Genomic DNA, 25,607 nt, shown 5'->3' with positions numbered 1-25,607 from the left:
TCCCTTGCGGAGACAGTCATCACCGAAAAATGACCTCGGCCGTGCGCCCGCCAGGACCAACCAGGTGCCGAAATCGGCAACGCGTTGAAAACCAAACTGCGTGAAACTCCGTATCTTTCACGTCTTGCAAGACGCTCGCACACTTGTGTCTCGTGATGCTAGACTTAGATTGAATGGCAGACTTTCGGCAGAGGACCCGGCATGACTGACAACCGCAATACATCCACGCCCATTGATCCCGTGAAGCTCGACCGGCTGGCCGAGGTGGCGGTGAAGGTGGGACTGGGCTTGCGGCCGGGACAGGATCTTCTCTTGACGGCGCCCGCGATCGCATTGCCCCTGGTGCGCCGGATCGCTGCGCACGCCTACAAAGCAGGCGCGGGCATCGTCACGCCCATCCTCTCCGACGAGGAGATGACGCTGGCGCGCTATCGTTATGGCCACGACAACAGCTTCGATCGCGCCGCCAACTGGCTGTACGAGGGCATGGCAAAGGCGTTCTCGGAGAATACTGCGCGTCTGGCCATCGTCGGCGACAATCCGATGCTGCTTTCGGGCGAGGATCCTTCCAAGGTGGCGCGCGCCAGCAAAGCCAATTCCATGGCCTATCAGCCGGCGCTGGAAAAGATCGTCAATTTCGACACCAACTGGAACATCATCGCCTATCCGAGCCCGTCCTGGGCCAAGCAGGTCTTCCCTGATGATCCCGAAGAGGTCGCGATCGGCAAGCTCGCGGACGCAATCTTCGCAGCGTCCCGCGTCGACCGCGAGGACGCAATGGCCAATTGGGCGAGCCACAATGCGGTGCTGCGCGAGCGCACCAACTGGCTCAACGGCCAGCGTTTCCGCGCGCTGCAATATTCGGGCCCCGGCACCGATCTCACCATCGGGCTGGCCGACGGCCATGAGTGGGAAGGCGGCGCCTCGCTCTCCAAGAACGGCATCAGCTGCAACGCCAACATTCCGACCGAAGAGGTCTTCACCACGCCGCATTGCCGGCGGGTCTACGGCCATGTCGTGAGCTCGAAGCCGCTGTCCTATCAGGGCACGCTGATCGACAACATCGCGGTGCGCTTCGAGGACGGCAGGATCGTCGACGCCAAGGCCTCGCGCGGCGCGGAGGTGCTGAACAAGGTGCTCGACACCGACGAGGGCGCGCGCCGACTCGGCGAGGTGGCGCTGGTGCCGCATTCCTCGCCGATCTCGCAGAGCGGGCTGTTGTTCTACAACACGCTGTTCGACGAGAACGCGGCCTCGCACATCGCGCTCGGCCAGTGCTACTCGAAATGCTTCATCAACGGCGCGCAGCTCACGCCGCAGCAGATTGCCGCGCAAGGCGGCAACCAGAGTCTGATCCATATCGACTGGATGATCGGCTCGGCCGAGACCGACATCGACGGCATCCTGGCTGACGGCAGCAAGGTGCCGGTGTTCCGCAAGGGCGAGTGGGCGAAGTAGGATCCTTCACCTCTCTCGGATGGCGAGAGGTGAACAACCCGGCCGCGGATTAAATCAAACCTCACGCCGCCGCGTTGCGCAGCATCGGGTTGTTGTCGATGCTGAAGCGGTTGAACAATGTGGTGAACGGGCTGCCGTCGGTGGCCCGCACGATGGCGTCGGACGCTGCGACCGCCTCGTACAGCGCGCCGACCGGGTCGTCTGCCTCCGGCAGGCCGAGGCGCTCGCGGACTTCTTCTCGCGCCTCGTTGACGTCGTCCTCGTCCTCGCGTGTCGCCTCAAGCGCATCCGCCGCGCGCCGCATCTCCTGGAGGTCGCCGCCGGCGGAGAATTTGAGGATGTCGAGCCAATAGGGGCGGGCGACGACCAGCTGAATGAACGCCTCGAAGCTCTCAGCGATAATGCCCGCGCGTCCGTCCGATGAGACGTAGAGCACATTCTGCGCCGGCAGCAGCACGAAGGCGCCGCCGGAGCCGTCACTGCCGATCTGCCGGGGGTTTTCGACCCCGTCGATCGTGAACCAGGGTTCCTCGTCCGGCGCGAACGAGACATCCAGGCGGCCGAGCCAGGCGACGACCTTGCTGTCGGATATCAGACGCTCTGGGGTCAGGGGCATCGATCGGGCTCCTCTGGTTCATTCCGCGCACTTTGTCGCACCCCGGAAAAAACGGGTTCATGTGCACGAATTTGCAGGGTAATCTCCACGTTAACCGCTTCGCATCTGCAACTTGCGGCTGATTCTTCGGGCCTGCGTAAGAAAGAATTAAAAGCCGGCTACTAGCGTTCCGACATCTTTCGAAACAATCCGGGCCGAGACCCGGCCATACATATTATATCCTCTGGGGAAGCAGATGTCGCGCGCATTGATTGAAATTGGTAGTTGCAACGTGGATCTGGAGCTGCGGCCGATCGAGCCGGCCTGGATCATCGAGGGCAATCCGGTCTCGCGTTCGCACATTCTCTCGACCAGCTCGGACGGCACCTCCTCGACCATCATCTGGTCCTGCACCGAGGGCCGCTTCAACTGGTATTATGATTTCGACGAGACGATCATGATCCTGGAAGGATCGATCGTGCTCGAGAGCGACGGGCTGCCGCCGAAGCGCTATGGCGTCGGCGACGTCATCTTCTTCCGCGACGGCGCGCACGCCAAGTGGCATGTCGAAGGCCACGTCAAGAAGATCGCCTTCTGCCGCAAGACCAATCCGGCCGTGATCGGCTTCATGGTCCGCGTCGTCAACAAGCTGAAGCGGATGGTCGTCTCGCCCGGCGAGCGCCGCCCCGCGACGCTGATGGGCGCTGGCTGATCATTTTCAAGGACGCTTCCCAGCGGCCACGACGGAAGAGGGGGCGGGACCAACATCCCGGCCCCTCTTTCACGTCATGGCGGTCGTTTGCCCCATGGCGACGTTCTCGTCAGCTCTTGCGTCGCTGCGCCCTCACATCGACCACCAGACGCCAACCGGCTGCCGTGGCGGGCTTGACCTCGCCGAGCCAATGGAACGAATAGTCGGTGATCTCCATAAAGCTCCAGCTCACCTCCGTCGGTCGTGCCCTCCTGCACGATGTCCTCGCCGCGCGGACGGCCGATCTGCTGGCGGAATACGCTGCGGCCGGGATCGAACCACGAAATCCGCCACGCTGAAATGGAGGGATCGTAGACGCGCAGTGTCGTGCCGTACCAGTTGCCGGCGATCGGAAAGGTGGGGCTGCCCGCGGGACGCGGAATGATCCAGACGTCCTGGACGGCGCGGCCTTCCAGCACCCAGCCGAAATGGATTTCGCCGGGCGCGGTGTGCTTCGTTCCATCAGCGCCGTGGGCCGTGATCTCGGCGTCCCAATCGCCGACGAAGCGGCCGTAGAGCTGAAGCGCTGCCGCGTGCTCGGGGTTGGGTCCGTCGGCATGCAACAATCTCTCAAAGTCGGTCATGTCGATCTCCTGTTGCCAGCGAGATCAGCACGATCGGTCGCCGACCGACTTGGAGAAAATTGCCGTCGGTGATCGTCAGATCTTGCGCAAAAACAGATGTCTCAATTCCCGATCAGCCGGATCGCTCGCCCGGCGACTCCCCGCGCGTTCGGCGCTCCAGATGACGATGACCGAGATGATGACGAGACCCGCGCCAAGCAGCATCATGCGCGAGAACGGCTCGCCCAGCACGAGGGTGCCCGGAACGAGTGCGAGCAGCGCAACGGGCCGGGGGCGCTGATCGCCGGGGAACAGCACATCGATCAACAGGATCCAGAACGGGATCGTGGCAAGCACGACCGCGGCCACGCCCGACGGACCCGATCGTTGCGCGAACGCGAGGACCCCATGGCACCCCACGAAGAACAGCAGCCCGCACAGGCTCGCATTGACCCATGTCCGTAACGACACGCTCGCAATCTGCCCGCCACTCATGGCCAGCAACACGATGCCGCCGCAGAACGAGCGAAGCGCCATCAGCAGAATCGGCGGGATCGATTTCAATCCCAGAGTGATCGCGAAATAGGTGGAACCCCAAAGCAGGTAAATGGCGGCGAACGCGCCGATGACCAGGAACCTTCTGCTCATGATTGCTCCGATCGAGGATGTTCTCGAGGCAACCAAGTCGGAGCAGGATCATGCGTTCCGGTCTCTCCCTCAGACCCCGTCGAGGATGATCACCGTCGGCGTCGTCGGCAAAGTATCCCGCGACATCCGCAAGGACCGCTCGGTGCGGCGGTCGATCTCGAATTGCTGGCCGATGCGGCGCATGAACTCGTCGAGCGGAGTCGCGAAGCGGTGCATCGGCAGCACCACCGAGGCGCGCAGGCGCTTGGTGATCTCCGAGATGCCGTCGAGCGACATGGTGTAGGTGCCGTCGATCGGCACCATCACGATGTCGAGCCGGCCGATCTGGGCGAAATGGCTGTCGGCGAGCTTGTGATGCAAATGGCCGAGATGGCCGATGCAGAGGCCCGCGACCTCGAAGATGAAGATCGAATTGCCGTCGCGGATCATGTCGGCGCCGGAATCGTCACCAAAATAGCGGCGGATGTCGGTGGTGACGTTGCGGATGAAGGTGTCGCCGATCCGCTCCGACACGACAGCCGGTTTGCCGTCCTCGCCCCAGCCATGCAGGACGTGCGGAATGCGCTTGTCGGGATTGAGGGAATAATGGGTGCTGTGGGCCCGGTTCATGGTAACGACGTCGGGTAGCCGGCCGACCTGATAGGCGCCGCTATAGTCGGTCGCGATCCGTACCCCGCCGGGCGTATCGATGAAATACGTGGAGTGGCCGGCATAGGTGATCTCGACCTCGCCAGCGGCGGCGGCCTGGCGGAAGGCGACCGGCATGGCGCGCGGCGCGCCGTTCGCCATCGCCAGGCATTCGCTGCGCTGGGGCTGCTGGGCGAAGGCGGGTGAGAAACACGCGCTGAACAGCGCAACTGCTGCTGAGACTATTCGCCACATGTTCGGTCCCCAATGACTTCGGGGAAGTTTAGCTATCAACGCAGCGTGTGGCCAACAGGATGCGATCAACAGCGCGTCAATGCCGCAGACCTACCGCTCACCCGCCCAACTCGCAGAAATGATTTCATTGATCTCCTCGATCGAGAGAGAACGGCCACCGCTCTGCGCACGTAAGAAGCCAAAAGCGTTGGAAATATCGCCCTTCGGGGCGGCTCTCAATTCGACGCTTCCGTTCGGAAGTTCACTTGCGAGGAGCTTATCTCCCGGCTGCATACCGAGGTGCTTGAGCAACTCGGCGGTCAGCGTCAGCTGTCCTTCAGCGGTCACTTTGAGCGTATCCATTGCTTATCAATACGGCAGAATAGACGTGTCTTAAAGGGGCAAGTGCGTACAGCGTCTCACTCCCGCCTCGGGCTGAACTTCCAGGTCATCGCCAGCAGGCCCGCGGTGATCAGGCCGCTGACGATGCCGGCGGTCGGCAGCGTGAGCAGCAGCGCGGCGGTGGCGGCCCAGCCGATCGAGGAGAATGCTTCGGCGAAGGTGGCGAGCCGCGAGGAGGTCTGGCGGCGGCGGAATTGGCTGCGTCGGGCCTGGACGCGGAACCAGAGCTGGATCGCCGTGGCGGAGGCCGCGCCGACGATGAGCACGGCGGCCGTGATGCTGGCCTGGAACGGCGAGGCGAAAACCAGTGCCGCAACCAGCGGGCTGAAAATGACGGCGATCGCGATCAGCACCACCTCGATCTTGGCGCGGGTCACGCTGGATGGCGTCAGTGGCGCGGTCGCGACCAGATCGGGCGCGTCCTCGCCCGAGATCGTCAGCCAGGCCAGCCCGCCGGCGAGCTGACCCGCGGCCATGACGATGACCGGTGTGATCAGCGTCAGTGCGACGGAGCTGTCCCCAAAACTGCGCCACAGCAGCAGCGCCGGCGGCACCAGATAAAGCAGCTGCATCAGGGTTTGCGAGATCAGCCAGGGATCTCGCCAGAGCAGGATGATTTCCTTGCGCCGCAGCGCCTGCCGCCGCGAGCCGCCACGGAACGGCCGCTCCTTCGCACGCTTGCGGTTGGATGTACCATACGCAGCAGCGTCGATCGCGGTGTCGGCGAAGCGGCCCGAGAAGATCGCCATCACGCATCCAAGCAGCACCAACCCGAGCGCCAGAAGCAGCAGCAGCGCCTCGCTGTCGCCCATGGTCGCCCGTGCCGGCCACCACCAGATACTATCGACATCGGGCGCGTGCGCGGCGAGGGTGCCCGAGGTCAGGATGGTGAAGCGCGACAGCGTGCCGTAGGAGATGATCGCCGCCACCTGCAGCGCGATCACGAATCCGGCGCCGATGATCGCCGCCAGGATCTGGGCGACGAAGCGCGTCCGCGCCGGACCGATCAGGCGAAACAACAGGATGGTGACGGCGATCGCGACCGCCGCGGCCGACAGGCCCATCGCGACGACGACGCCGAAGGCGCCGAGCCAGCGCAGGCCACCGCCGATCACCAGCACGTCGATGAAGGGCGTCGAGAACAGCAGGGCCATCGCCGTGACGCTGAGCGCGATTGCGGCGATGCGTACCGAGAACAGATTGGCGAGCCGCGCCGGCGAGGACATGATCAGGTCGAGATCGGCGCGCGCGTAAAACACCCGCGTGACCGATTCGATCGCCTGCGACAGCATCAAGGTCCAGGCGAGCAGGATCGTCGCCGAGATCACGATCAGCGACGATTTGTCCAGCGGCAGCTGCAGATCGGCGAAGCGGCCGATCACGGCCCATGCCGGCACATGCAGCAGCGCGGCGAAGAACAGGAGCCCGATCACGGCGGCCCGGGCCCGCCGGCGCCGGCCGCCCGTCATCATGGCGAACCATTCGCGCCAGGCGAGCCTGAGCTCGTGCCGGGCAAACCAGGAGAGCGCGGTCGCCGGGCTCATGCCGCATCCTGGAGCGTCACCAATGCGATGAAGAGATCTTCCAGGCTGGTGTCGGCATGGCCGTTCTGCTGGCGCAGCTCCGTGAGCGTGCCCTCGGCAACGAGACGACCCGCGGCGATCACGCCGATGCGGTCGGCCATGCGCTCGGCGACCTCGAGGATATGCGTCGTCATGATGACGGTGCAGCCGGCGCGGACGCGATCGCCGAGCAGTCCCTTCACATGGCGGGCCGAAACGGCATCGAGGCCTGTCAGCGGCTCGTCGAGGATGATGAGGCGGGGATCGTGCACAAGCGCGCCGGCGAGAGCGACCTTCTGGCGCATGCCCTTGGAGAAGCCCTCGCAGCGCTCGTGCCGGTGCGGCGCGAGCCCGAGCGAGCTCAGGAGCTCTTCGGCGACCGGTTTCGAGGCCGAGGGGGCGATGCCCCAGAGACCGGCGACGAATTCGAGATATTCGAGCGGGGTGAGTTTGTCATAGATCATGGGCTCGTCGGAGACCCACGCCATCACCTGCTTGGCCGCGACCGGATCGGCAAGCGCGTCGATCCCGAAGATCGAGACCGCGCCGTCGTCGGGCCTGAGCAGGCCCGCCACCATGCGCAAAGTGGTGGTCTTGCCGGCACCATTGGGGCCGACCAGCGCGTAGAATTCCCCGGCATGAATGGTGAGATCGAGGCTATCGACCGCCAAACGGTCAAAACGCTTCGTTAACCCTCGGAGTTCGAGCGCCGAGCTTTCCGGCTTCATGACGGCCACACCATCCGGTTTTGCATCGGTCGCGACCATGACCTGAAGATGTTTCGGCCCCGTGAATCACGCAGCCGCAAATTCCGGCATCCATCTTGGACTAAAGGCAGGACACCCTAGAAGTCACCGTTTGTTGACAGCGCTTGGCGGTTCAGGCTGAATTGGCGTCGGGACAAATGGCGCTCACGCGGCGAAACGACTGCGTAGCGGCTGGACACAGGATGCGGCGATGCGGTCGTCAAGAACCGCAGGTTGCATCGGGAGGACGCGGCGATGCTGGATTTTGTTCAGCAGCTGGTCAGCGGTGTTGCGCTCGGCTGTGTTTACGGCCTGATCGCACTCGGCTTCGTGCTCGTCTACAAGGCCACCGAGGTCGTCAATTTCGCCCAGGGCGATCTGATGATGCTGGGCGGATTCTTCGCCTTCACCTTCATCGGCATGATGGGCCTGAACTACTGGATCGGCTTTGCCGGTGCGGTGGCGGCGATGGCGCTGTTCGGCATGCTGGCGGAGCGGATCGTGGTGCGGCCGATCCTCGGCTATCCGCAATTCTCCATCATCATGGCCACCATTGGCCTCGGCTATTTCCTGCGCTCTGTCGCCGGCATGATCTGGGGCACCGACGACTTCAAGATCGACACGCCGTTCAGCCAGGGCGTCTTGCGGATCGGCTCTCTCGTGCTGGCCTATGACAAGCTCTCGGTGATCGCAGCGACGATGATCCTGTGCACGCTGCTCTGGCTGTTTTTCAACAAGACCACGCTCGGCACCGCGATGCGTGCCAGCTCCGAGAACATGCTCGCGGCCTATTACATGGGCATCCCGGTCAAGCGCGTGGTGTCGATCGTCTGGGCGATCAGCGCGGCGGTCGCCACCTGCGCCGGCGTGCTGCTGGCGCCGATCACCTTCATTCATTCCAATGTCGGCCTCGTGCTTGGGCTGAAGGCGTTCCCGGCCGCGGTGCTCGGCGGCTTCGGCTCGATTCCCGGCGCGGTGGTCGGAGGCGTCCTGATCGGGGTGATCGAGAGCATGGCCGGCTTCTATCTGCCGGAAGGCTGGAAGGACGTCGCGCCCTACATCGTCCTGCTCGCCGTGCTGCTGCTCAAGCCCGAAGGCCTGTTCGGCCTTCACGCCCGCAAGAAGGTCTGAACGCATGCGCTTCCTGTTCAAGACCGACTATGAGGATGACATCAGACTGTTCCCGCATTCGGGCTACGTCGTCTCCTACGGCCTGCTGTTCGCAGTGCTGCTGATCGCGCCTTACGTGCTCTCCAGCTATCTGATGAGCCAGCTCGTCTTCGTCTGCATCTACGCCACCGTCGGCGTGGCGCTTCTGATCCTGACCGGCTTTACCGGCCAGGCCTCGCTCGGGCACGCCGCGTTCCTCGCGATCGGCGCCTATACGGCGGCCTATTTGCAGAAATACAACGTGCCGTTCCCGGTCTATTTCCTCGCCGCGGGCGTCCTGACCGGCTGCATCGGCGCGCTGGTCGGCTTTCCCGCGCTGCGGCTTCAGGGCATCTATCTCGTCATCGCCACGATCTCCTTCGCCTTCATCGTCGAGGAGATCCTGGCGCGCTGGGAGAGCGTCACCAACGGCAATGAGGGTCTGCGCGTCAAGGCGCTGTCGCTGCTCGGCGTGACAGTCTCGCGCGACAGCCCGACCTTCTATTTCCTCTGCCTTGCGGTGCTGGTGCTGACCATCGTCGGCACGCTCAATCTGTTGCGCTCGCCGACCGGGCGCGCCTTTGTCGCGATCCGCGACAGCGAGACCGCGGCGCGCAGCATGGGCGTCAATGTCGCGCTGTACAAGGTCAAGTCCTTCGCGATCTCGGCGGCGATCACCGGCTTTGCCGGCGTGCTGTTCGCGCACAAGCTCTCCTTCATCTCGCCCGAGATGTTCACGCTCCAGCTCTCGATCGAATTCATCATCGTGATCCTGATCGGCGGTACCTTCAGCCTGCACGGCGCGGTGCTGGGCGCGATCTTCATCGTGATGATTGATCCGTTCCTGACTTACCTCAAGGATGACATGCCCGGCGTCATCGCCGGCATCGCCGCTGCCTTTGGCGCAGGCACGGTGACCGCGGGAAACATCCAGTCGAAGGTCGCGGCGTTCGCCTCGCTCAACGGACTCAAGGGCGCGATCTACGGCGTCATCATCATGCTGTTCGTGCTGTTCGAGCCGCTCGGCCTCTATGGCCGCTGGCTCAAGATCAAGCTCTTCTTCCAGCTGTTTCCGCTCTACAAGCGCGCCACCTTCAAGCGGCAGAAGATCTACGTGAAGTCGGAGCGGAATCGATGAGCTATTTCCGCGCCGAGAATCTGTCGCTGCATTTCGGAGGGCTGAAAGCCGTCGATGCGGTGTCGTTCGCGGTCGAAAAGGGCGAGATCCTGTCCATCATCGGGCCGAACGGCGCGGGCAAGAGCTCGATCTTCAATCTGATCTCGCGGATCTACCGGCCGACCTCGGGCCGCATCTTCTTCGAGGACCAGGACATCACCGAACAGCCGCCTTACGACATCGCCAAGCTCGGTATTGCCCGCACGTTCCAGAACATCGAGCTGTTCGAGAATGCGACGGTGCTGTCCAATCTGCTGGTCGGGCGTCACCGGCATTCCTCCACGCAGCTCTGGCAGGAACTGCTGTTCCTGCCGAGCGTGCGCGCCAACGAGAAGCTGCACCGTCGCCGGGTCGAGCAGGTGATCGAGTTCCTCGACCTCGAGCCTTACCGCGACAAGCTGATCTCGGGCCTGCCCTACGGCGTGCGCAAGGTGATCGAACTCGCGCGCGCGCTCTGTTCGGAGCCGAAGCTGATCCTGCTCGACGAGCCGTCATCCGGCCTCAATGTCGAGGAGACCGACGACATGTCGTTCTGGATCCGCGACATGAAGAGCGAGCTCGGCGTCACCGTGCTGATGGTCGAGCACGACATGTCGCTGGTCAACCGCGTCTCGGACCGCGTCATCGCGCTGAATTACGGCCGCGTGCTGGCGATGGGCTCGCCGTCCGAGGTGCAGCAGCATCCCGACGTCGTCGCCGCGTATCTGGGAGCCTGACGCGATGGATGCGACCGTGACCCCGGACATCATCTTGAGACTCTCCAACATCGAGAGCTATTACGGGCCGATCATGGCGATCCGCGGCATCTCGCTGGAGGTGCCGCGCGGCCGCATCGTCACGCTGCTGGGCGCCAACGGCGCTGGCAAGACCACGGTGCTGAAGACGATCTCGGGCATCCTCGATCCGCAGAAGGGGTCGATCGAGTTCATGGGCAAGCCGATCCAGCGCATGGAGGCGGACCGCATCGTGCGGCTCGGCCTCAGCCATGTGCCTGAGGGACGCGAGGTGTTTCCGTTCCTCTCGGTGCGCGAGAACCTGATGATGGGCGCCTATCCGCGCAAGGATCGGGACGGCGTGGCGGAGGATCTGGGACGCGTCTACGGCTATTTCCCGCGCCTGAAGGAGCGCATCGACCAGCCGGCCGGCCAGCTCTCCGGCGGCGAGCAGCAGATGCTGGCGATCGGGCGCGCGTTGATGAACCGGCCGACGCTGCTGCTGCTCGACGAGCCCTCGCTCGGCCTGTCGCCGATCCTGGTGAAGGAGATCTTCACGATCATCCGCCGCGTCAACGAGGAGCAGGGCATGTCGATCCTGCTGGTCGAGCAGAACGCGCGCGTGGCGCTGGAGACGGCGCATTACGGCTACGTGCTGGAGATCGGCCGCGTCGTGATGAACGACAGCTGCGACCGCTTGATGCATTCGAAGGACATTCAGGAATTCTACCTTGGCGCCAAGGAAGCCGGTGCGCGAGGCGAACGGCGCTGGAAAAAGAAGAAGACGTGGCGATGAAGAATTGGCGATGAAGAATTGGCGATGAAGAATTGGCGATGAGGTACTAGGCGGCAAGGAGGAGACGCGCATGGCCCGACCGGCGGTGCTGACGGTCGCTGATACGATCGCAAAGAGCTTTTTGCGCGCGGCAGAGGTGCGCGGCGACAGGCCCGCGATCCGCGAGAAGAAATTCGGCATCTGGCAGCCAACGAGCTGGCGCGAATGGCTGCAGATCTCGAAGGAGATCGCCTATGGCCTTCGCGCCATTGGCTTCATGCCCGGCGACGTCGCCTCCATCATTGCCAACGCCATTCCGGAATGGATCTACGCCGACATGGGCATCCTGTGCGCCGGCGGCGTCTCCTCGGGCATCTATCCGACGGATGCGTCGGCCCAGGTCGAATACCTGATCAATGATTCCATGACGCGGGTGATCTTCGCCGAAGACGAGGAGCAGCTCGACAAGGTTCTCACCTGCCGTGCCCGCTGCCCCAGTCTGCAACGGATCGTCGTGTTCGACATGGAGGGCCTCAGCGGCTTCTCCGACGACATGGTGATGTCGTTTGAGGAGTTTCGCGCGCTCGGCCGCAATCACATGGTCGGCCGCGAGACGCTGTGGCAGGAGATGGTCGACAGCCGCAGTGCTGACGATCTCGCCGTGCTCGTCTACACGTCAGGCACGACAGGCCCGCCCAAGGGCGCCATGCACGCCAACCGCAGCGTCACCCACCAGATGCGGCACGCCAATGATTTCATTCCGGCGCGCGAGGACGAGGACCGGCTGATCTTCCTGCCGCTCTGTCACGTCGCCGAGCGCGTCGGCGGCTATTACATCTCGGTCGCGCTTGGCTCGGTGATGAACTTTGCCGAAAGCCCGGAGACCGTGCCGGACAATCTGCGTGAGGTGCAGCCGACGGTGTTCCTCGCGGTGCCGCGGATCTGGGAGAAATTCTACTCAGCCATCACCATCGCGCTGAAGGACGCCACGCCGCTCCAGCAATGGGTCTATCGCCGCGCCATCAAAATCGGCTACCGCATGGTCGATTTCCGCCTCGAGGGCAGGACGCCGCCGCTCAGCTTGCGCATCGCCAACAGCGTCGCCTACCGGGTTGCGTTCCGCAACATCCGCCGCATGATCGGGCTCGACCGCTGCCGCATCGCCTTCACCGGCGCGGCGCCGATCGCACCGGATCTGATCCGCTGGTATCTTGCGCTCGGCATCGACATGCACGAGGTGTATGGCCAGACCGAGAATTGCGGGGTCGCGACCATGATGCCGGCGGAGCGCATCAAGCTCGGCTCGGTCGGCACGGCCGTACCCTGGGGCGAGGTTGCGCTCTCACCCGACGGCGAGATCCTGATCAAGGGTGACTTCCTGTTCATGGGCTATCTGAACCAGCCGGAGAAGACGGCGGAGACTATCGATGTCAGCGGTTGGTTGCACACCGGCGACGTCGGCACCATCGACAATGAGGGGTTTGTCCGCATCACCGACCGGATGAAGGACATCATCATCACCTCAGGCGGCAAGAACATCACGCCGTCGGAGATCGAGAACCAGCTCAAATTCTCGCCCTATATCTCGGACGCCGTCGTGATCGGCGACAAAAGACCCTATCTCACCTGTCTCGTGATGATCGACCAGGAGAATGTCGAAAAGTTCGCCCAGGACCACGACATTCCCTTCACCAACTACGCCAGCCTTTGCCGTGCCCGCGAAATCCAGGACCTGATCTGGCACGAGATCGAAGCGGTCAACGTGAACTTTGCCCGCGTCGAGACCATCAAGAAATTCTACCTGATCGAACGCCAGCTCAGCCCCGAGGACGAGGAGCTGACGCCGACCATGAAGCTGAAGCGCAATTTCGTGAACAAGCGCTATGCCGCCGAAATCGATGCGATGTATCGCCAGCGCGCGGTGGCGTAAGCCTGTGCAAGACGAGAACAGCGAAGCGGTGATGGCCCCGCCCTTCGCGTCACACGGGGCCTGAGGAGAGGAGACGTCAATGTCGAAATCGTTGAAAGCGTTCGGCCTTGCAGTGGCTGCGGTCGCGCTCACCTGTCTGCCGGCTGCGGCCCAAACCAAGGTCACCAATGAAGGCATCTCGGCAAGCGAGATCGTCATCGGCACTCATCAGGATCTCTCGGGCCCGATCAAGGTCTGGGGCGTGCCTGTTTCCAACGGCATGAAGATGGCGGTCGAGGAGATCAACGCGGCCGGCGGCATCCAGGGCCGCAAGATCAAGATGATCCTGGAGGACAATGGCTACGATCCGAAGAAGGCGGTGCTGGCCTCGCAGAAGATGGTCGAGCGCGACAAGATCTTTGCGATGATCGGCCCGATGGGCTCGCCCACGGTCCTCGCCGCGCAGGACATCCTGTTCGATGCCGGCGTGCTTCAGCTGTTTCCGCTGACGGCGGCCGAATTCACCTTCAAGTTCGATCCGGCCAAGCCGCAGGAGCGGCTGAAGTTCAACAACCTGCTGCCCTACGTCGAGAGCACGCGGGCGGCGCTGAAATACATGATGGAGTGGAAGAACTTCAAGAAGCCCTGCATCATGCACCAGGACGACGAGTACGGAAAGAACGTGCTCGACGGCTTCAATCAGCAGCTGACCGCGATGAAGATCCCGGCGGCGTCGGTGACGAGCTACAAGCGCGGCGCCTCCGATTTCAGCGCGCAGGTCGCCAAGATGAAGTCGGACGGCTGCGATCTCGTCGTGCTCGGCACCGTGATCCGCGAGACCATCGGTGCGATGACGGAAGCCAGGAAGCTCGGCTGGGACGTCACCTTCCTCGGCGCGACGCCGACCAACGTGCTGGAAGTGCCGACGCTCGGGAAGGAGGCGGTCGAGGGGCTCTACGCGGCGAGCGGATTCGAGATTCCCTATGAGGACACCGCCAAGGGCAAGGTCCACGACTGGCTGATCAACTACAAGAAGATGTTCGGCACCGATGCCAACACGCAGGCGATCATCGGCTACAACGCGGTGATGACGTTCGCGTTCTATGCCGATAAGGCCGGCAAGGATTTGACCGGCCAGAAGATGCTCGATTCACTCGAGTCCGGCGAGAAATTCCTCGACATCTTCAACTCGCCGCCGACGAAGTTCTCCAGGACCGACCATCTCGCCAACACCATCACCCAGGTGCAGCAGGTCAAGGGCGGCCGCTGGGTATTGGTGAAGGATAACCTGATGTTTTGATGCTTGTTCGCCTCTCCCCGCGTGCTCGATGCACCCTCTCCCCTTGTGGGAGAGGGTGGATCGCCGCAAAGCGGCGAGCCGGGGAGGGGTCTCTATCCTCACGAGCATTCTGACGAGCGGAAAGAACCCCTCATCCGGCGTGCTCGCGCGCCACCTTCTCCCGCAAGGGGAGAAGGAAGCAGAAATGTTACGATCCCCCGCTCGCCGTCCCTGAATTCACCGGCGCCAGCTCGTCTTCGCGGCAGCGCCAGCCGTCGCCGGCCTTCACGAAGGCAAACGTCCGCTGGATCCTCAGGCGGCGCGTGACGTTGAAGGCTGCTGCGGAGCGCTCCTTGGGAGCGGCGCCCGGTTGCGGACGGCCGGTGCTGGCGTCCCAGCAGGTGCCGGTGCAGGTCGAGGCGACTTTGCTGCAGGTGGTGAACGGCGCCAGTACCACCATCTCGATCTCGCCGGTGACCTGCGCCTCCTGGTCGGTGACCTGGCTGTCGAGCGCGTAGACGCGGTTGATGCGGAGGAAATTGCCGCACGAATTGGCGGCATGAATGCGCGCGGCGCAAAAATCGACCGCGTCGGTGTCGGGCTCCCTGGCTGCAACCTGCCGGCCGAACACCTTCTTCGGATCGCCCTTGGCGGCGGCGATCTCCTCGGTCTCGCGCTTGAGGTAATCGGCGAGACAGGCTTCCGCAGAGCCGAGCTCCTCGAGCGGCACGTTTTCCTTGCCGACCAGATTGCACTTGCGATCGCGCTCGCGCGTCCAGCGGCCGTATTCGGCAAAGGCAAAGCGCGCGGCGGTCGGGTCCAGCTTCCCGATCAGGCCGAGCACCTGGCCGTTCAGCTCGGTCTCGGTCAGTGCCAGCGACGGGTCCGCGCAGATCAGCGCGCCGGCCGCGGTGTTGGCGGCGAGACAGTCGAAATCCGGATCGCGCACGATCGCGGCGCGATCCTCGGTTACCTTGAGCAGGCAGGACTTCACCCGGTCGAAATCGTCATCGCGGATCGCGGTCTGGCCGACGATGCCGCAGCCGAGGTTGCGCTGGCGGACCCAGATTGCGTTCTCCTCGATCGCGGGCAAGCGATCAGGCAGGCGGGCGAGCCGCGCCTCGATCGCCCTGCTCAGCCTCTCGGCGGCCGCGGACAGCTCTGCGTCACCGCAGAACAATTGGTTGCCGGGGTCGTGGATCTGCTGGCAGTTGTTCTTGGAAAACAGCGGCAGTCTATCGGCGACGGAGGGAGCCGATGTGCCGGATTGTGCGAATCCTGGTGCTGCCGGCCAACCGAGCAACGCAAGCACAATCAGTGCGATCAACCGCATTCCAGCCGCCCCCTATCGAAGGCGCCATGCTAGCGCCAGGGATCAAGCGGTGAAACGGGTTTGTTCAATGCGCCTCGGGGGCGACCATCGAGACCTGCACGGGCTCGCCGACATATTTCAGCACGGCGGACTGGTAGAGCACGAACAGCGGCTGGTAGGTCCGTGCGCTTTCGTCCTCGACCATGGCCATGCGGCGGTTGTCCAGCATCAGCCAGCGGCCGTCGAGCCTCGCGGCGGCCACAGCATGCGCTTCACCGGCCCTGACGTCGCGCACCACGACGATGCGGAGGTCTTCCGCGGCGACGCCGGCAAGCCGCAGCGCGGCGAGCTTGGCGATGGCGTAGTCCTCGCAATCGCCGGCGCCGCGTGCGAAGGTCGCAAGCGGCGGGCTCCAAACGTCATCGGTGCCGTCGTCGACGGCGCGGATGGCGAGGTTGATGGCGCGGTTGGCCTCGCCGAGCCGGGCGCGGCCGTCGCGGCTGCGGGCCTGGTCGACGATAGCCAGCAATTTCAGCGCCGCGGGCGAGGCGCAATGGTCGCGATCGCCGTCGCACAGCGCAAGCTGCACCATGTCGTCGTCGAGCTTCTCTTTCAGGGCGAACCATTTCTGCGGCAGGCTGCCGTCGGAGATGGCGAAGGCGAACACGCCGAACGGCTCGGCGGATTTGCGCACGAGCACGCCTGGGCCCGGCGACAGCAAGGTGCCGGCACGAAGATCGGCGACCGATCCGAGCAGCATCAATCCGCATAGGGCAATGATGACGCGCCAGGCGCGCCGGTGAGCGGCGGTCTCCATCTGACATCCCCTTCCGGCTTCGCTTTGGTTCCCTCGACCTCGACGTGCCGGGCTTGTTGCTTGTGCGGAGATGGTGCGAGACGGGCCGTATTGTTCTGCTTAACGCGTGCGGATGGGGCGCGAAAACCGCGAAGCAGGCTGAAGCGGGCCTGCCAAAATTGCGTAAAATTTTACGAAGCGGCGGTTGGGAGGGGGCGGCTGCCGCGAAATGGAGCCAGTTGCAGTCAGAAGTTGTGGGCGGTCGATTCGGCCCTTATGGCTAACGGCCCGTTATTTCACGGGTTCTGTTAGTTGGCTCACAGATTTACCTCCGTATTTGCCGCAGGATGTCGCGGGGCACCATGAGCACAAGACGAACCGGGTTATCCGTTGTCAAATTTATACATCAGAATACATGGCGGTTCGAAACATGTGCTCGGATAAGCCAGGCTATATTTTCAGAAGGCGCAAGAATTACTTGGGCTTCTCTAGAAATGTCGCAATAAGCATAGGCGCCCGCCGCCAAGTCACGCTAAATCACACAAGCAATAGATGGTTTCGCTAAGGACTTGGTAATGATATGCAAGCTTAGCCAATCGATACTTCCATAAATATTAACCCCCTTTTTTGGTGCCCGGTTGAACTACGCTGGCAAATTTGACGCCGCGCTCTCCTTGGATGGCCAGGGTTCCCGCTCGCCCAGCCATATCGATTCCTTTACCGCCAAGGCGCACGGCCACGTGCCCGAAGGCGCAGTCGTCATTGCCGATCCCAACCTGATCTTCCATGGCGAGTTCAAGCGCACCGGCCCCGACCTCGTGCTGTCCCATGACGGGCACGACTTCGTCGTTCACGATTATTTCAGGGGCGACAAGCGCGCCGCGATTGCCTCGCCCGACGGCGCCCATCTCACCGGCGACATCATCAGCGCGCTCACCGGCTACGTCCAGGTTGCGCAGGCCGCGCCCGGTGCGGCCGCGGCGCAAGTCATCGGCCACGTCACCAAGCTGACCGGCAGCGCGACCGCGATCCGCAACGGCGTCTCGGTCATCCTGAACAACGGTGACAACGTCGAGAAGGGCGACGTCGTCTCGACCGGTTCGGAATCGACGCTCGGCATCAGCTTCATCGACGGCACCGTGTTCGGCCTGTCCTCCAACGCGCGGATGGTGCTGAACGAGATGGTCTACGACCCCAACGGGTCGAACAATTCCTCGCTGCTGAGTCTCGTCGCCGGCACCATCACCTTCGTCGCCGGCGAGACTGCCAAGCACGGCGACATGAAGATCGACACGCCGGTCGCCACCATGGGCATCCGCGGCACGGCGGTGCTGACCGAGATCAGCTTCATCATTCCGCCGGCGACACCGACCAACCCGAATCCCGAACCTCAGCCGCAGGCCAATTTCCAGGTGCTGGTCGAGCCGAACGGCACCACCGGCTCCTACATCCTGTTCGACAAGCTGACGCTGCTGCCGATCGCGACGGTCAACCAGGCCGGCCAGATGATCCAGATCAGCGGCGGCAACGTCTCGGTCACCAATGCGCTGCTGTCGCCCGACGTGCAGAAGCTGATCACTGATGTGTTCACGCTGAAGTTCACGGACAACAACACCAATACCAAGCTGACCACGAACTTCACCGACACTATCACGCAGAACGGCAACATCGTCTTCATCAAGACGGACACCGGAGCCACCGCGACCGCGACCTTCACCACACCCGTCAACACTGGCACTGGCCCGGGCCACGGTGGGACCAACAACGGGGCAGAACGTTTCCCCGGTCCGCCTGACGCGCGCATCCTCGATGCCAGCGGCAATGTGGTGACTGCGTTCAAGGTGACCGAGCATGCGAACGCGACCAATGACCGCGCGGACACTGGCGGCACCGTGTCTGCCGACACGATCGTCTTTCGGATCAATTTCGTCGACCAAAACGTGGGCGACCGGCCGACGGTGTCGGTGGACCTCGATGCATCGCACTACACCTATACGGATTCCGGCCATCACGACGTCACCGCCTCGCTCACTGCTCTCCAGAAGCAGTATATTGCGGCGACGCAGATCAAGATCAGCATCGTCGCCGATGCCGGCAACAACAACAACGGCTCCGCGGTTGGGACCTACACGATCCCCGACCACGCCTTCGATTTCCTCGGAGCCGGCGAAACGCTGACGCTGACCTACATTGTCAGCGTCGACGACAATTTCGCGGTGAACCCCGAAACCAGGCAGATCCCAATCACCATCACGATCACCGGCACCAACGACAAGCCGGTGATCGCGACCAGCGTGCCGACCATCACCTTCTCCGGCGGCACCAGCGTGCCGGGCGGGCCGCTGACCACCGACGTTCCGACCACTGGCACCCTGACTTTCACGGATGTCGATCTCACGGACACACACACCGTGTCCGTGGCGCTGACCAGCGCGAGCCTGCCGGACGGCACCACCGTGCCGCCGGGCCCGCTTGCCGCGTTCCAGCACGCCATGTCGGTTGCGATCGCGAACGGCTTCGATTCAACCGGCACAGGCACCGGGACCATCAACTGGTCGCTGGCCGATCTGCCCGTCTACCTCGCCGACTTCATCCCCGAGGGCGAAGTGCTGACGCTGGTCTACACCGTGACGGTAGCTGACGAGCACAACGCGACCTCGCAGCAAACCATCGCCGTCACGATCAAAGGCACAGACGCCCCCGCGGTGGTTTGGATCGCGACAAACCAGCCCTCGGGCGGTTTCTGGAAGGACGCTGCGAACTGGGAAACCGGCACGGTCCCGACCAGCAGCGACGATGTCATCGTCATTACCGACCAGTTGCATGGGCTGACGCCGTCCTATCCTGTCACGATCGACGTTGCGGCATACGGCAAGTCGCTGACGATGGATGATTACGACACAACGGTGCACCACACGGCGCCGCAAGTGATCAACCACGGCACGTTGACGCTCACGGGGGCACTCACGCTCAATGCCGATGCGGAATTCACCAACGCTCCGGACGGCATCGTTCTTGTCGGTGGCGCGATCGATGTCGAGACGATCACCAGGGCGAAGACCGGCGAGGCCGTCGTCAATACCGCGACGATCACCAATGCGGGCACGCTGACGCTGGCCGCTGGCGGCAAGATCGATACCCTCACGACCATCGTCAATTCCGGCATGATCGACCTTTCCGGCGGCACGCTGACGCTGGAGAGCAACATTGCCAATGCCGGTGGTATCGTTCAGGTCGAGTCCGGGGCGGCGCTGTTTGCCGACACCGTGACGGTCGATGGTGGCACCGTCGCCATTCTCGGCACGCTGGAGCTCGACGGCACCAGCCTGATCGAGAATGGCAGGCTGAACAATTGGGGCGTGGTCAACGTCAAGGGCGCGGCGGAATTCGCCAACGAGATCGTCAACAATTCCGGCAGCGTCAACGTCGATGCTGGCGGCAAGCTGGTCATCAACGGGACGACGATCGACGGTGGTGTGCCGCCAGTCCCGCACGGGGGGGCGGGGGGCGGCGAGGGCGAGGGGGGCGCCGATCCGGGTTCGCCCGGCGGCACCGTCACGAATGACGGCGAGCTCGACCTCACCGGCAATGCCGTGCTCAGCAATGGCATCCTCAAGAACAACGCCACCCTCGATGTCAGCGGCACTGGCAACGCGCTGAACGGTGAGGCGGTCACCAATGCCGGCACCATCGAGGTGCGCACGGGCGCGCTCGCCCTTGGTCCGGGATCCACGGTCGACAATTCCACCGGCAACGTCATTGTCGACGCTGCGATGGAGCTGAACGGCACCACGATCAGCGGCGGCGCCGTCGCGGGCGACGGCAGCATCGACGTCACCGGCGCCAGCCGGATCGACAGCGGTGCAACCCTGAGCGTCGCCACAGTCGTGGTCGATGCCGGGCTGACGCTGGATGGCATCACGGTGTCGGGTTCGGTCATCACGGACAATGCCGGCATCGAGCTCGACAACCTCGTCAAACTTCAGGGCGACGCAAAGATCCAGGGCGGCCCTGTTACCAACAAGGGTACGCTGGAGATTGCCGGCGCCGCGACGCTGCTCGGCGTCATCGTGACCAACAGCGGCACGGTGCAGGTCGACGACGGCCAGACGCTGACGATGTCGAGCACCGAGATCGACGGCGGCACGCTGACGATAGCAGGCATGCTGGTATCGACGGGTGTCAGTGCCATCACCGATGCCGATATCACCAACACCGGCGCGTTCGCCGTCACCAGCGGCAAGCTGACAATCGATTCCGCTATCATTCATACCCTCACCAACCACAAGCTGATCCAGGCCAATGGTGGCGAGCTCGACATTTCCGGCGAGCGGATCGTCAACACCGCCGATATCAAGGCGGTGGGCGGCGGCATCCTCAAGCTCACGTCGCTGACCGTCACCAATGACGGGGGCTCCGTCACGATCGACGGCACGTCGAACCTCTATCTGTCCGATACTGTCGCGATCAACGGCGGCAGCCTGAACAATTCCGGCCATCTCTTCGGCGTCTCGGGCGGCAACACGATCTCGGCGGCCGTCACCAACACCGGAACCATCGAGGTGCAGGCGGACACGCTGAACCTCTCCGGCGGTCTCACCGGCGTCGGCTCGCTCGTCATCGACGACCAGGCGAAGCTCGAGCTCGGCGGGGCGGATGCGCAGACCGTTACTTTCGCGGGCGGCACGGGCACGCTTCAGCTCGACAAGGTTGCCGGACAGGGCTTCACCGGTACCATCGCTGGCCAGTCGTCGACTGGCGGCACGTTCATGGTCACCGGCGCGGGCGACATTACGGCTGCGAGCGGTGACGCGCTCGACTTCACGGCGTCGGGCGGAACGAGCGACAGCCATGCCGATATCGTGCTGACACCGACCGGCGCTCTGACGGGAGCGGCCAACGGCGTCGTCGTCACCCAGAATGGCGTCGGCGACATCTCGCTGACCGCGACAAAGGACATCGCGGGCTTGGCCGGTAACGGCGTCGTCTTGCGCGACGGCGCATCCGGTCTCGGCAATGTCACCATCGCCAATCTGACCGGCAAGGCGATCGGCACCGGCGCGACGTCCGAAGGCATTCTCGTCGAGAACCTCAACGCCGCCAATACAGGCGACATCTCGATCACCCAGCTCGGCGGTGCGGCCGGCGGTGCATTCGGCATCGATGCGACGACCCATGGCGGCGGCGACGTCACCATCGACGCCGGCGGCAACATCACGGGAAGCTCGACCTACGGCATTCGTGCGCGCAGCTACGGCAGTGGCGACGTCACGGTGAGCACCGAGGCCGGAAGCGTCGTGACCTCGGGCAGCTCCGGTATCGTCGCGGTCAACCGGGCGACCTCGATCGATGCGTCCGCCGACAGCGAGATCATCGTCAACGCCTACGGCACGATCAACTCCGGCAGCAGCCCGAATCAAAGTGGCAATACGCCAAGCGGTATCCAGGCCGGCTACAATGGCGCGACCACCGGTTCGGCGGTCAATACCAATGTGAACGGCAGCGTCGTCATCAACAACTACGCCGACATCACGTCCGGCGGGCACGGCATCCACGCTTACAATTATGGCAGCGGCGACATATCGGTGAACGATGGGGCCGGCACCAGCGTCACCGGCGCGGTGACCGGTATCAAGGCCGTGGCGCTCGGTGGCGGCACAGGGGACGTGAACGTCAGCATCGGTGCCAACGCTCATGTCACGGGTACGTCGGGCTATGGCATCGATGCCTACAGCCTCAACGCCGGCGATATCAGCGTCACGATGTCGGAGGGCGACGTCGTCGCTTCGGGCAGCGTCGGTATCGATGCAGTCAATGAGGCGACCGCGATCGGCAGCGACGTGCAAAGCACGATCCTCGTCCGCGCCCACGGAACCATTCATTCGGGAACGACCAATACCCAGAGCGGCAATCTGCCGGCCGGCATCATGGCGGGCTATACGGCGGGGGGGAGCGGTGAATTCAGTGGCGCTGTTCAGGGTGACGTCACCGTGGAGAGCGACGCGACGATCACGGCGGATAGAGGCTTTGGCATCGAGGCCTTCACCTGGGGCATGGGCGATATCACGGTCACGGCCGGCAAGGGGTCGTCGATCACCGCTGCCGGCACCGCCATCGGCGTCTTCGACCACGGTGGCGGCGACGTCAGCGTCACCAACGAAGGCTCCGCCACCGGCGCCATCGGCCTGTCGGCCTTTACGAACGGGGCGGGCAACATCACCATCATCAATGACGGCGACCTCACGGGCACCGGAACGTTCGGCATCAATGTCTCGCAGGACCTCGTGGGTGCGACCGGCTCGACGCACATCACCAACACGGGTACTGTTTTCGGGGCCGACGGCAATGCCGCGATCTCTGTCCATGAGAACGCGACCGGCACTGCGCTCATCGACAATTCCGGCACCATCGGACCCCATGATGCCGGAAGCGTGACCGCGACGACCTACGCGATCCTGGAGACCGGCGGCGCGATCGAGATCAACAACACCGGCCATATCAACGGGAACATCTCGGTCGCAAGCGCGACATTTGACAACAAGAGCGTCGGCACCTGGACGGTTTCGGGGACCAGCGTGTTCGGCACGCACTCCACCATCGATAATGCCGGCGAGATTGACCTCCACGACGGCGCCTCGATCTCGAGCGCGGACGGCGGGGCGCTCGCCATCACCAACTCCGGCGAGATCGAGAGCTGGGGCACGGCGGTCATCACCGGCGCCATTACCACCACCGATACCAGCGCGATCGAGGTTCACACAGGCACCCTGACGCTTTACGGTTCGCTGGCGGGCGCCGGCACGGTCACGATCGACGCCGGCGCCACACTCGATGTCGATGCCACGGTGTCGCAAACCATCACCTTTGGCGGCAACGGTGCTGAACTCGAGATCGATACGACGAGCTTCTCCGGCTCCGTCGCTGGATTTGCCGCGACAGACAAGCTGGACCTGTCGAGCATCGTCTATGATGCGGGTACGTCGGCGACCTACGACGCCGAAACCGGCGATCTCGTCGTCAGCGACGCCTATGGTCACAGCATCACGGTGAAGCTCGTCGGCGCCGACTACAGCAATGCGCATCTCGCCGGCAGCAGCGATGGCCACGGCGGCACGCTGATCACCTACAACGCACTCGACGACAAGCCGGCCTTCGACTCGGCCGAGACCTCGCAGAGTGCGGTCGTGACCGAGCAGTCCGGCGTCACGGGCTCCTCGACTTCGGATCAGTCGACGCCGGCGAGCGGCACGATCGATTTCTCTGATATCGACCTGACCGACCGGCCGACGGCGACCATCACTGGCCAGTCCGCGACATGGCTCGACGCCGACGGCCACACCCAGCTCACGCTGACGCCGGGTCAGGCGAGCGCGCTGGAAAATGCGCTTTCGGTTCTGACAGCAGGCAAGAACAACGGTGCCGTCGACTGGAGCTATTCGATCCAGGACAGCGCGCTGGACTTCCTTGGGCAGGGTCAGACAGCGACGGTAGTCTCGACCATCACGCTCAACGATCATCACGGCGGGACCGACACGGCGCAGGTCACGGTCACGATCAACGGCGCCAACGACGCGCCGTCGCTGGCTGCGGTGACCACCGGTCCGCTCCTGGACACCGCGGCGACCGACAGCTTCCCCGACCTCACCGGCAAGCTGGTCGGAACCGATGCCGACAGCGGCGAGACGACATCGCTGACCTATTCGGTCCTGAATGCGGATGCTCACGGCACGGCCGCGGGCCATTACGGTGCGCTGACCGTCAATTCCGACGGCACCTACGACTACGTGCCCGACGCCGCTGCGATCAACGCGCTGACGGCAGGCTCCTACATCGACACGTTCACGATCCAGACGCAGGACGTGCACGGTGCGACCGGCACGGCGACGTTCACCGTTAACGTGACCGGCGCCAACGACGCGCCGACCCTGTCGAATCTGAACGCAGGTACCCTCACCGACACGGCGGCCGCCGATACCTTCTCGAATCTCACCGGAAAGCTGGCAGGCACTGATGCCGACACCGGTGAGACGGCAACGCTGACCTACGCCGTCCTCAATGCCGATCACGTTGCGACGACGACGGTCTCTGGCCTGTATGGCTCGCTGACGGTCGGAGCCGACGGCAGCTACAGCTATGTTCCGAACGCCGCCGCGATCGACGCGCTCTCGGCGGGCCAGTACACCGACAGCTTCACGGTCCAGACCAAGGACGTGCATGGTGCGACCGGCACGGCGACGCTCACGGTGGACGTGACAGGTGCGAACGATTCGCCCTTGTTCAACGTCGACAACATCAGCGCGATCCGGCCGAACGACGACCACATCTTCGTGCACGGCCTTGCGGTCACCGACGCGGACGCCGCGGCGGATGAGACCTTCACGCTTCAGGCGAGCACTGCGGAGTCGGGCAGCAGTGTCAGCCCGTCGTCGAGGACCGGTGCGCTGGACACCATCAACTCGGCATTGCAGACGATTACCTACAACGAAGGCAGTGGCGAGCCCGCGACAGACAAGGTTACGCTCACCGTGACCGACGGCCATGGTGCGACCGATATGGTCAACCTGATTTTCAATCTTGCCGAAAACTCGGAGATTCCTGCGAATCTCAGCGGCACGACGGGCAAGGATGTATTCTTCGGTACGGGGTACCAGGAACAGTTCGTGTTTGCTGCCAACTCGAGCCACGACACGATCGTGAACTTCACGCCCAATCAGGATCAGATCAACCTGTCGGCAGTCGTAACGACCGACAACGTTTCCGATTGGATGGCTCAGCACGTCGCGGCGTCGCCGACAAATTCAGCAGACACCGTGATCACGATCGATAGCGCTGACACCATCCTCCTGAAGGGCGTCACGGCCAGCAGCCTCCATGCGAGTGACTTCATCGTTCATTCCTGAGAACCGCGTGG

At 63.6% G+C, this 25,607-nt stretch carries 17 protein-coding genes and 1 pseudogene; 9 read left to right on the top strand and 9 right to left on the bottom strand.

The window, feature by feature from the left end; genetic code table 11:
- The first annotated feature begins 201 nt into the window (after positions 1–201).
- Positions 202–1,458, top strand: a complete 1,257-nt coding sequence (locus XH88_RS13175) for an aminopeptidase (RefSeq protein ID WP_271668721.1) — start codon at positions 202–204, stop codon at positions 1,456–1,458.
- Between the two features lie 61 nt (positions 1,459–1,519).
- Here the strand turns inward: XH88_RS13175 and XH88_RS13170 are convergent, their stop codons facing one another.
- On the bottom strand, positions 1,520–2,074 hold the full coding sequence (locus tag XH88_RS13170; RefSeq protein ID WP_271668720.1) for a hypothetical protein: 555 nt from the start codon (positions 2,072–2,074) through the stop codon (positions 1,520–1,522).
- A 235-nt stretch (positions 2,075–2,309) separates the two neighbouring features.
- Here XH88_RS13170 and XH88_RS13165 point away from each other — a divergent pair, with 235 nt between their 5' ends.
- On the top strand, positions 2,310–2,765 hold the full coding sequence (locus XH88_RS13165; protein WP_271668719.1) for a cupin domain-containing protein: 456 nt from the start codon (positions 2,310–2,312) through the stop codon (positions 2,763–2,765).
- 109 nt (positions 2,766–2,874) lie between these two features.
- Here XH88_RS13165 and XH88_RS13160 read toward each other — a convergent pair.
- From XH88_RS13160 to XH88_RS13135, 6 genes and pseudogenes are all read right to left on the bottom strand, one after another.
- Positions 2,875–3,388, bottom strand: a pseudogene (locus tag XH88_RS13160) (hypothetical protein).
- A 75-nt stretch (positions 3,389–3,463) separates the two neighbouring features.
- Positions 3,464–4,015, bottom strand: a complete 552-nt coding sequence (locus XH88_RS13155; RefSeq protein WP_271668718.1) for an EamA family transporter — start codon at positions 4,013–4,015, stop codon at positions 3,464–3,466.
- A 69-nt stretch (positions 4,016–4,084) separates the two neighbouring features.
- A complete protein-coding gene (locus tag XH88_RS13150) occupies positions 4,085–4,897 on the bottom strand; it encodes an MBL fold metallo-hydrolase (RefSeq protein ID WP_271668717.1) in 813 nt (270 codons plus the stop codon).
- Between the two features lie 90 nt (positions 4,898–4,987).
- The gene (locus XH88_RS13145) at positions 4,988–5,239 is read right to left on the bottom strand and encodes an AbrB/MazE/SpoVT family DNA-binding domain-containing protein (protein ID WP_271668716.1); all 252 of its coding nucleotides are present in this window, start codon (positions 5,237–5,239) and stop codon (positions 4,988–4,990) included.
- Positions 5,240–5,295: 56 nt separating this feature from the next.
- Positions 5,296–6,822 carry a permease gene (locus tag XH88_RS13140; protein ID WP_271668715.1) on the bottom strand — a complete coding sequence of 509 codons (1,527 nt, stop codon included), beginning with the start codon at positions 6,820–6,822 and terminating at the stop codon, positions 5,296–5,298.
- Positions 6,819–7,568 (bottom strand): ABC transporter ATP-binding protein, encoded by a 750-nt coding sequence (locus XH88_RS13135; RefSeq protein WP_271669056.1) that lies wholly within the window; start codon positions 7,566–7,568, stop codon positions 6,819–6,821. The genes XH88_RS13140 and XH88_RS13135 overlap by 4 nt, the downstream gene beginning before the upstream one ends.
- A 273-nt stretch (positions 7,569–7,841) precedes the next feature.
- Here XH88_RS13135 and XH88_RS13130 point away from each other — a divergent pair, with 273 nt between their 5' ends.
- The 6 genes from XH88_RS13130 to XH88_RS13105 all read left to right on the top strand — a co-directional run bounded on the left by XH88_RS13130 (position 7,842) and on the right by XH88_RS13105 (position 14,609).
- Positions 7,842–8,717 (top strand): branched-chain amino acid ABC transporter permease, encoded by an 876-nt coding sequence (locus XH88_RS13130; RefSeq protein WP_271668714.1) that lies wholly within the window; start codon positions 7,842–7,844, stop codon positions 8,715–8,717.
- A gap of 4 nt (positions 8,718–8,721) precedes the next feature.
- Positions 8,722–9,873, top strand: coding sequence for a branched-chain amino acid ABC transporter permease (locus tag XH88_RS13125; RefSeq protein WP_271668713.1), 1,152 nt, complete (start codon positions 8,722–8,724; stop codon positions 9,871–9,873).
- The gene (locus XH88_RS13120) at positions 9,870–10,628 is read left to right on the top strand and encodes an ABC transporter ATP-binding protein (protein WP_271668712.1); all 759 of its coding nucleotides are present in this window, start codon (positions 9,870–9,872) and stop codon (positions 10,626–10,628) included. The genes XH88_RS13125 and XH88_RS13120 overlap by 4 nt, the downstream gene beginning before the upstream one ends.
- A 4-nt stretch (positions 10,629–10,632) precedes the next feature.
- Positions 10,633–11,421, top strand: a complete 789-nt coding sequence (locus XH88_RS13115) for an ABC transporter ATP-binding protein (RefSeq protein ID WP_271668711.1) — start codon at positions 10,633–10,635, stop codon at positions 11,419–11,421.
- A gap of 70 nt (positions 11,422–11,491) precedes the next feature.
- Positions 11,492–13,330 (top strand): AMP-dependent synthetase/ligase, encoded by a 1,839-nt coding sequence (locus XH88_RS13110; RefSeq protein ID WP_271668710.1) that lies wholly within the window; start codon positions 11,492–11,494, stop codon positions 13,328–13,330.
- A gap of 79 nt (positions 13,331–13,409) precedes the next feature.
- Entirely contained in the window at positions 13,410–14,609 is a 1,200-nt protein-coding gene (locus tag XH88_RS13105) for an ABC transporter substrate-binding protein (RefSeq protein ID WP_271668709.1), read from the top strand.
- Between the two features lie 187 nt (positions 14,610–14,796).
- On the opposite strand, the gene XH88_RS13100 is transcribed toward XH88_RS13105, so the two are convergent.
- Positions 14,797–15,921 (bottom strand): hypothetical protein, encoded by a 1,125-nt coding sequence (locus XH88_RS13100; RefSeq protein WP_271668708.1) that lies wholly within the window; start codon positions 15,919–15,921, stop codon positions 14,797–14,799.
- 64 nt (positions 15,922–15,985) lie between these two features.
- Positions 15,986–16,717 (bottom strand): transglutaminase-like cysteine peptidase, encoded by a 732-nt coding sequence (locus XH88_RS13095; RefSeq protein ID WP_271668707.1) that lies wholly within the window; start codon positions 16,715–16,717, stop codon positions 15,986–15,988.
- 617 nt (positions 16,718–17,334) lie between these two features.
- Here XH88_RS13095 and XH88_RS13090 point away from each other — a divergent pair.
- Positions 17,335–25,596 (top strand): VCBS domain-containing protein, encoded by an 8,262-nt coding sequence (locus tag XH88_RS13090; RefSeq protein ID WP_271668706.1) that lies wholly within the window; start codon positions 17,335–17,337, stop codon positions 25,594–25,596.
- Positions 25,597–25,607 lie beyond the last annotated feature (11 nt).

The sequence above is a fragment of the Bradyrhizobium sp. CCBAU 51627 genome (genome assembly GCF_028128765.1).
GTDB lineage: Bacteria > Pseudomonadota > Alphaproteobacteria > Rhizobiales > Xanthobacteraceae > Bradyrhizobium.
Note: the sequence above shows the minus strand (reverse complement) of the source record. Positions and strands in the feature narration are given on the sequence as shown.

What these genes read in the sequence shown, in the direction of transcription:
- XH88_RS13155 (WP_271668718.1), bottom strand. Translation starts at nt 4,015, where the DNA reads ATGAGCAGAAGGTTCCTGGTCATCGGCGCGTTCGCCGCCATTTACCTG.
- XH88_RS13115 (WP_271668711.1), top strand. Translation starts at nt 10,633, where the DNA reads ATGGATGCGACCGTGACCCCGGACATCATCTTGAGACTCTCCAACATC.
- XH88_RS13170 (WP_271668720.1), bottom strand. Translation starts at nt 2,074, where the DNA reads ATGCCCCTGACCCCAGAGCGTCTGATATCCGACAGCAAGGTCGTCGCC.
- XH88_RS13140 (WP_271668715.1), bottom strand. Translation starts at nt 6,822, where the DNA reads ATGAGCCCGGCGACCGCGCTCTCCTGGTTTGCCCGGCACGAGCTCAGG.
- XH88_RS13095 (WP_271668707.1), bottom strand. Translation starts at nt 16,717, where the DNA reads ATGGAGACCGCCGCTCACCGGCGCGCCTGGCGCGTCATCATTGCCCTA.
- XH88_RS13145 (WP_271668716.1), bottom strand. Translation starts at nt 5,239, where the DNA reads ATGGATACGCTCAAAGTGACCGCTGAAGGACAGCTGACGCTGACCGCC.
- XH88_RS13125 (WP_271668713.1), top strand. Translation starts at nt 8,722, where the DNA reads ATGCGCTTCCTGTTCAAGACCGACTATGAGGATGACATCAGACTGTTC.
- XH88_RS13165 (WP_271668719.1), top strand. Translation starts at nt 2,310, where the DNA reads ATGTCGCGCGCATTGATTGAAATTGGTAGTTGCAACGTGGATCTGGAG.
- XH88_RS13130 (WP_271668714.1), top strand. Translation starts at nt 7,842, where the DNA reads ATGCTGGATTTTGTTCAGCAGCTGGTCAGCGGTGTTGCGCTCGGCTGT.
- XH88_RS13120 (WP_271668712.1), top strand. Translation starts at nt 9,870, where the DNA reads ATGAGCTATTTCCGCGCCGAGAATCTGTCGCTGCATTTCGGAGGGCTG.
- XH88_RS13110 (WP_271668710.1), top strand. Translation starts at nt 11,492, where the DNA reads ATGGCCCGACCGGCGGTGCTGACGGTCGCTGATACGATCGCAAAGAGC.
- XH88_RS13100 (WP_271668708.1), bottom strand. Translation starts at nt 15,921, where the DNA reads ATGCGGTTGATCGCACTGATTGTGCTTGCGTTGCTCGGTTGGCCGGCA.
- XH88_RS13150 (WP_271668717.1), bottom strand. Translation starts at nt 4,897, where the DNA reads ATGTGGCGAATAGTCTCAGCAGCAGTTGCGCTGTTCAGCGCGTGTTTC.
- XH88_RS13105 (WP_271668709.1), top strand. Translation starts at nt 13,410, where the DNA reads ATGTCGAAATCGTTGAAAGCGTTCGGCCTTGCAGTGGCTGCGGTCGCG.
- XH88_RS13135 (WP_271669056.1), bottom strand. Translation starts at nt 7,568, where the DNA reads ATGAAGCCGGAAAGCTCGGCGCTCGAACTCCGAGGGTTAACGAAGCGT.
- XH88_RS13175 (WP_271668721.1), top strand. Translation starts at nt 202, where the DNA reads ATGACTGACAACCGCAATACATCCACGCCCATTGATCCCGTGAAGCTC.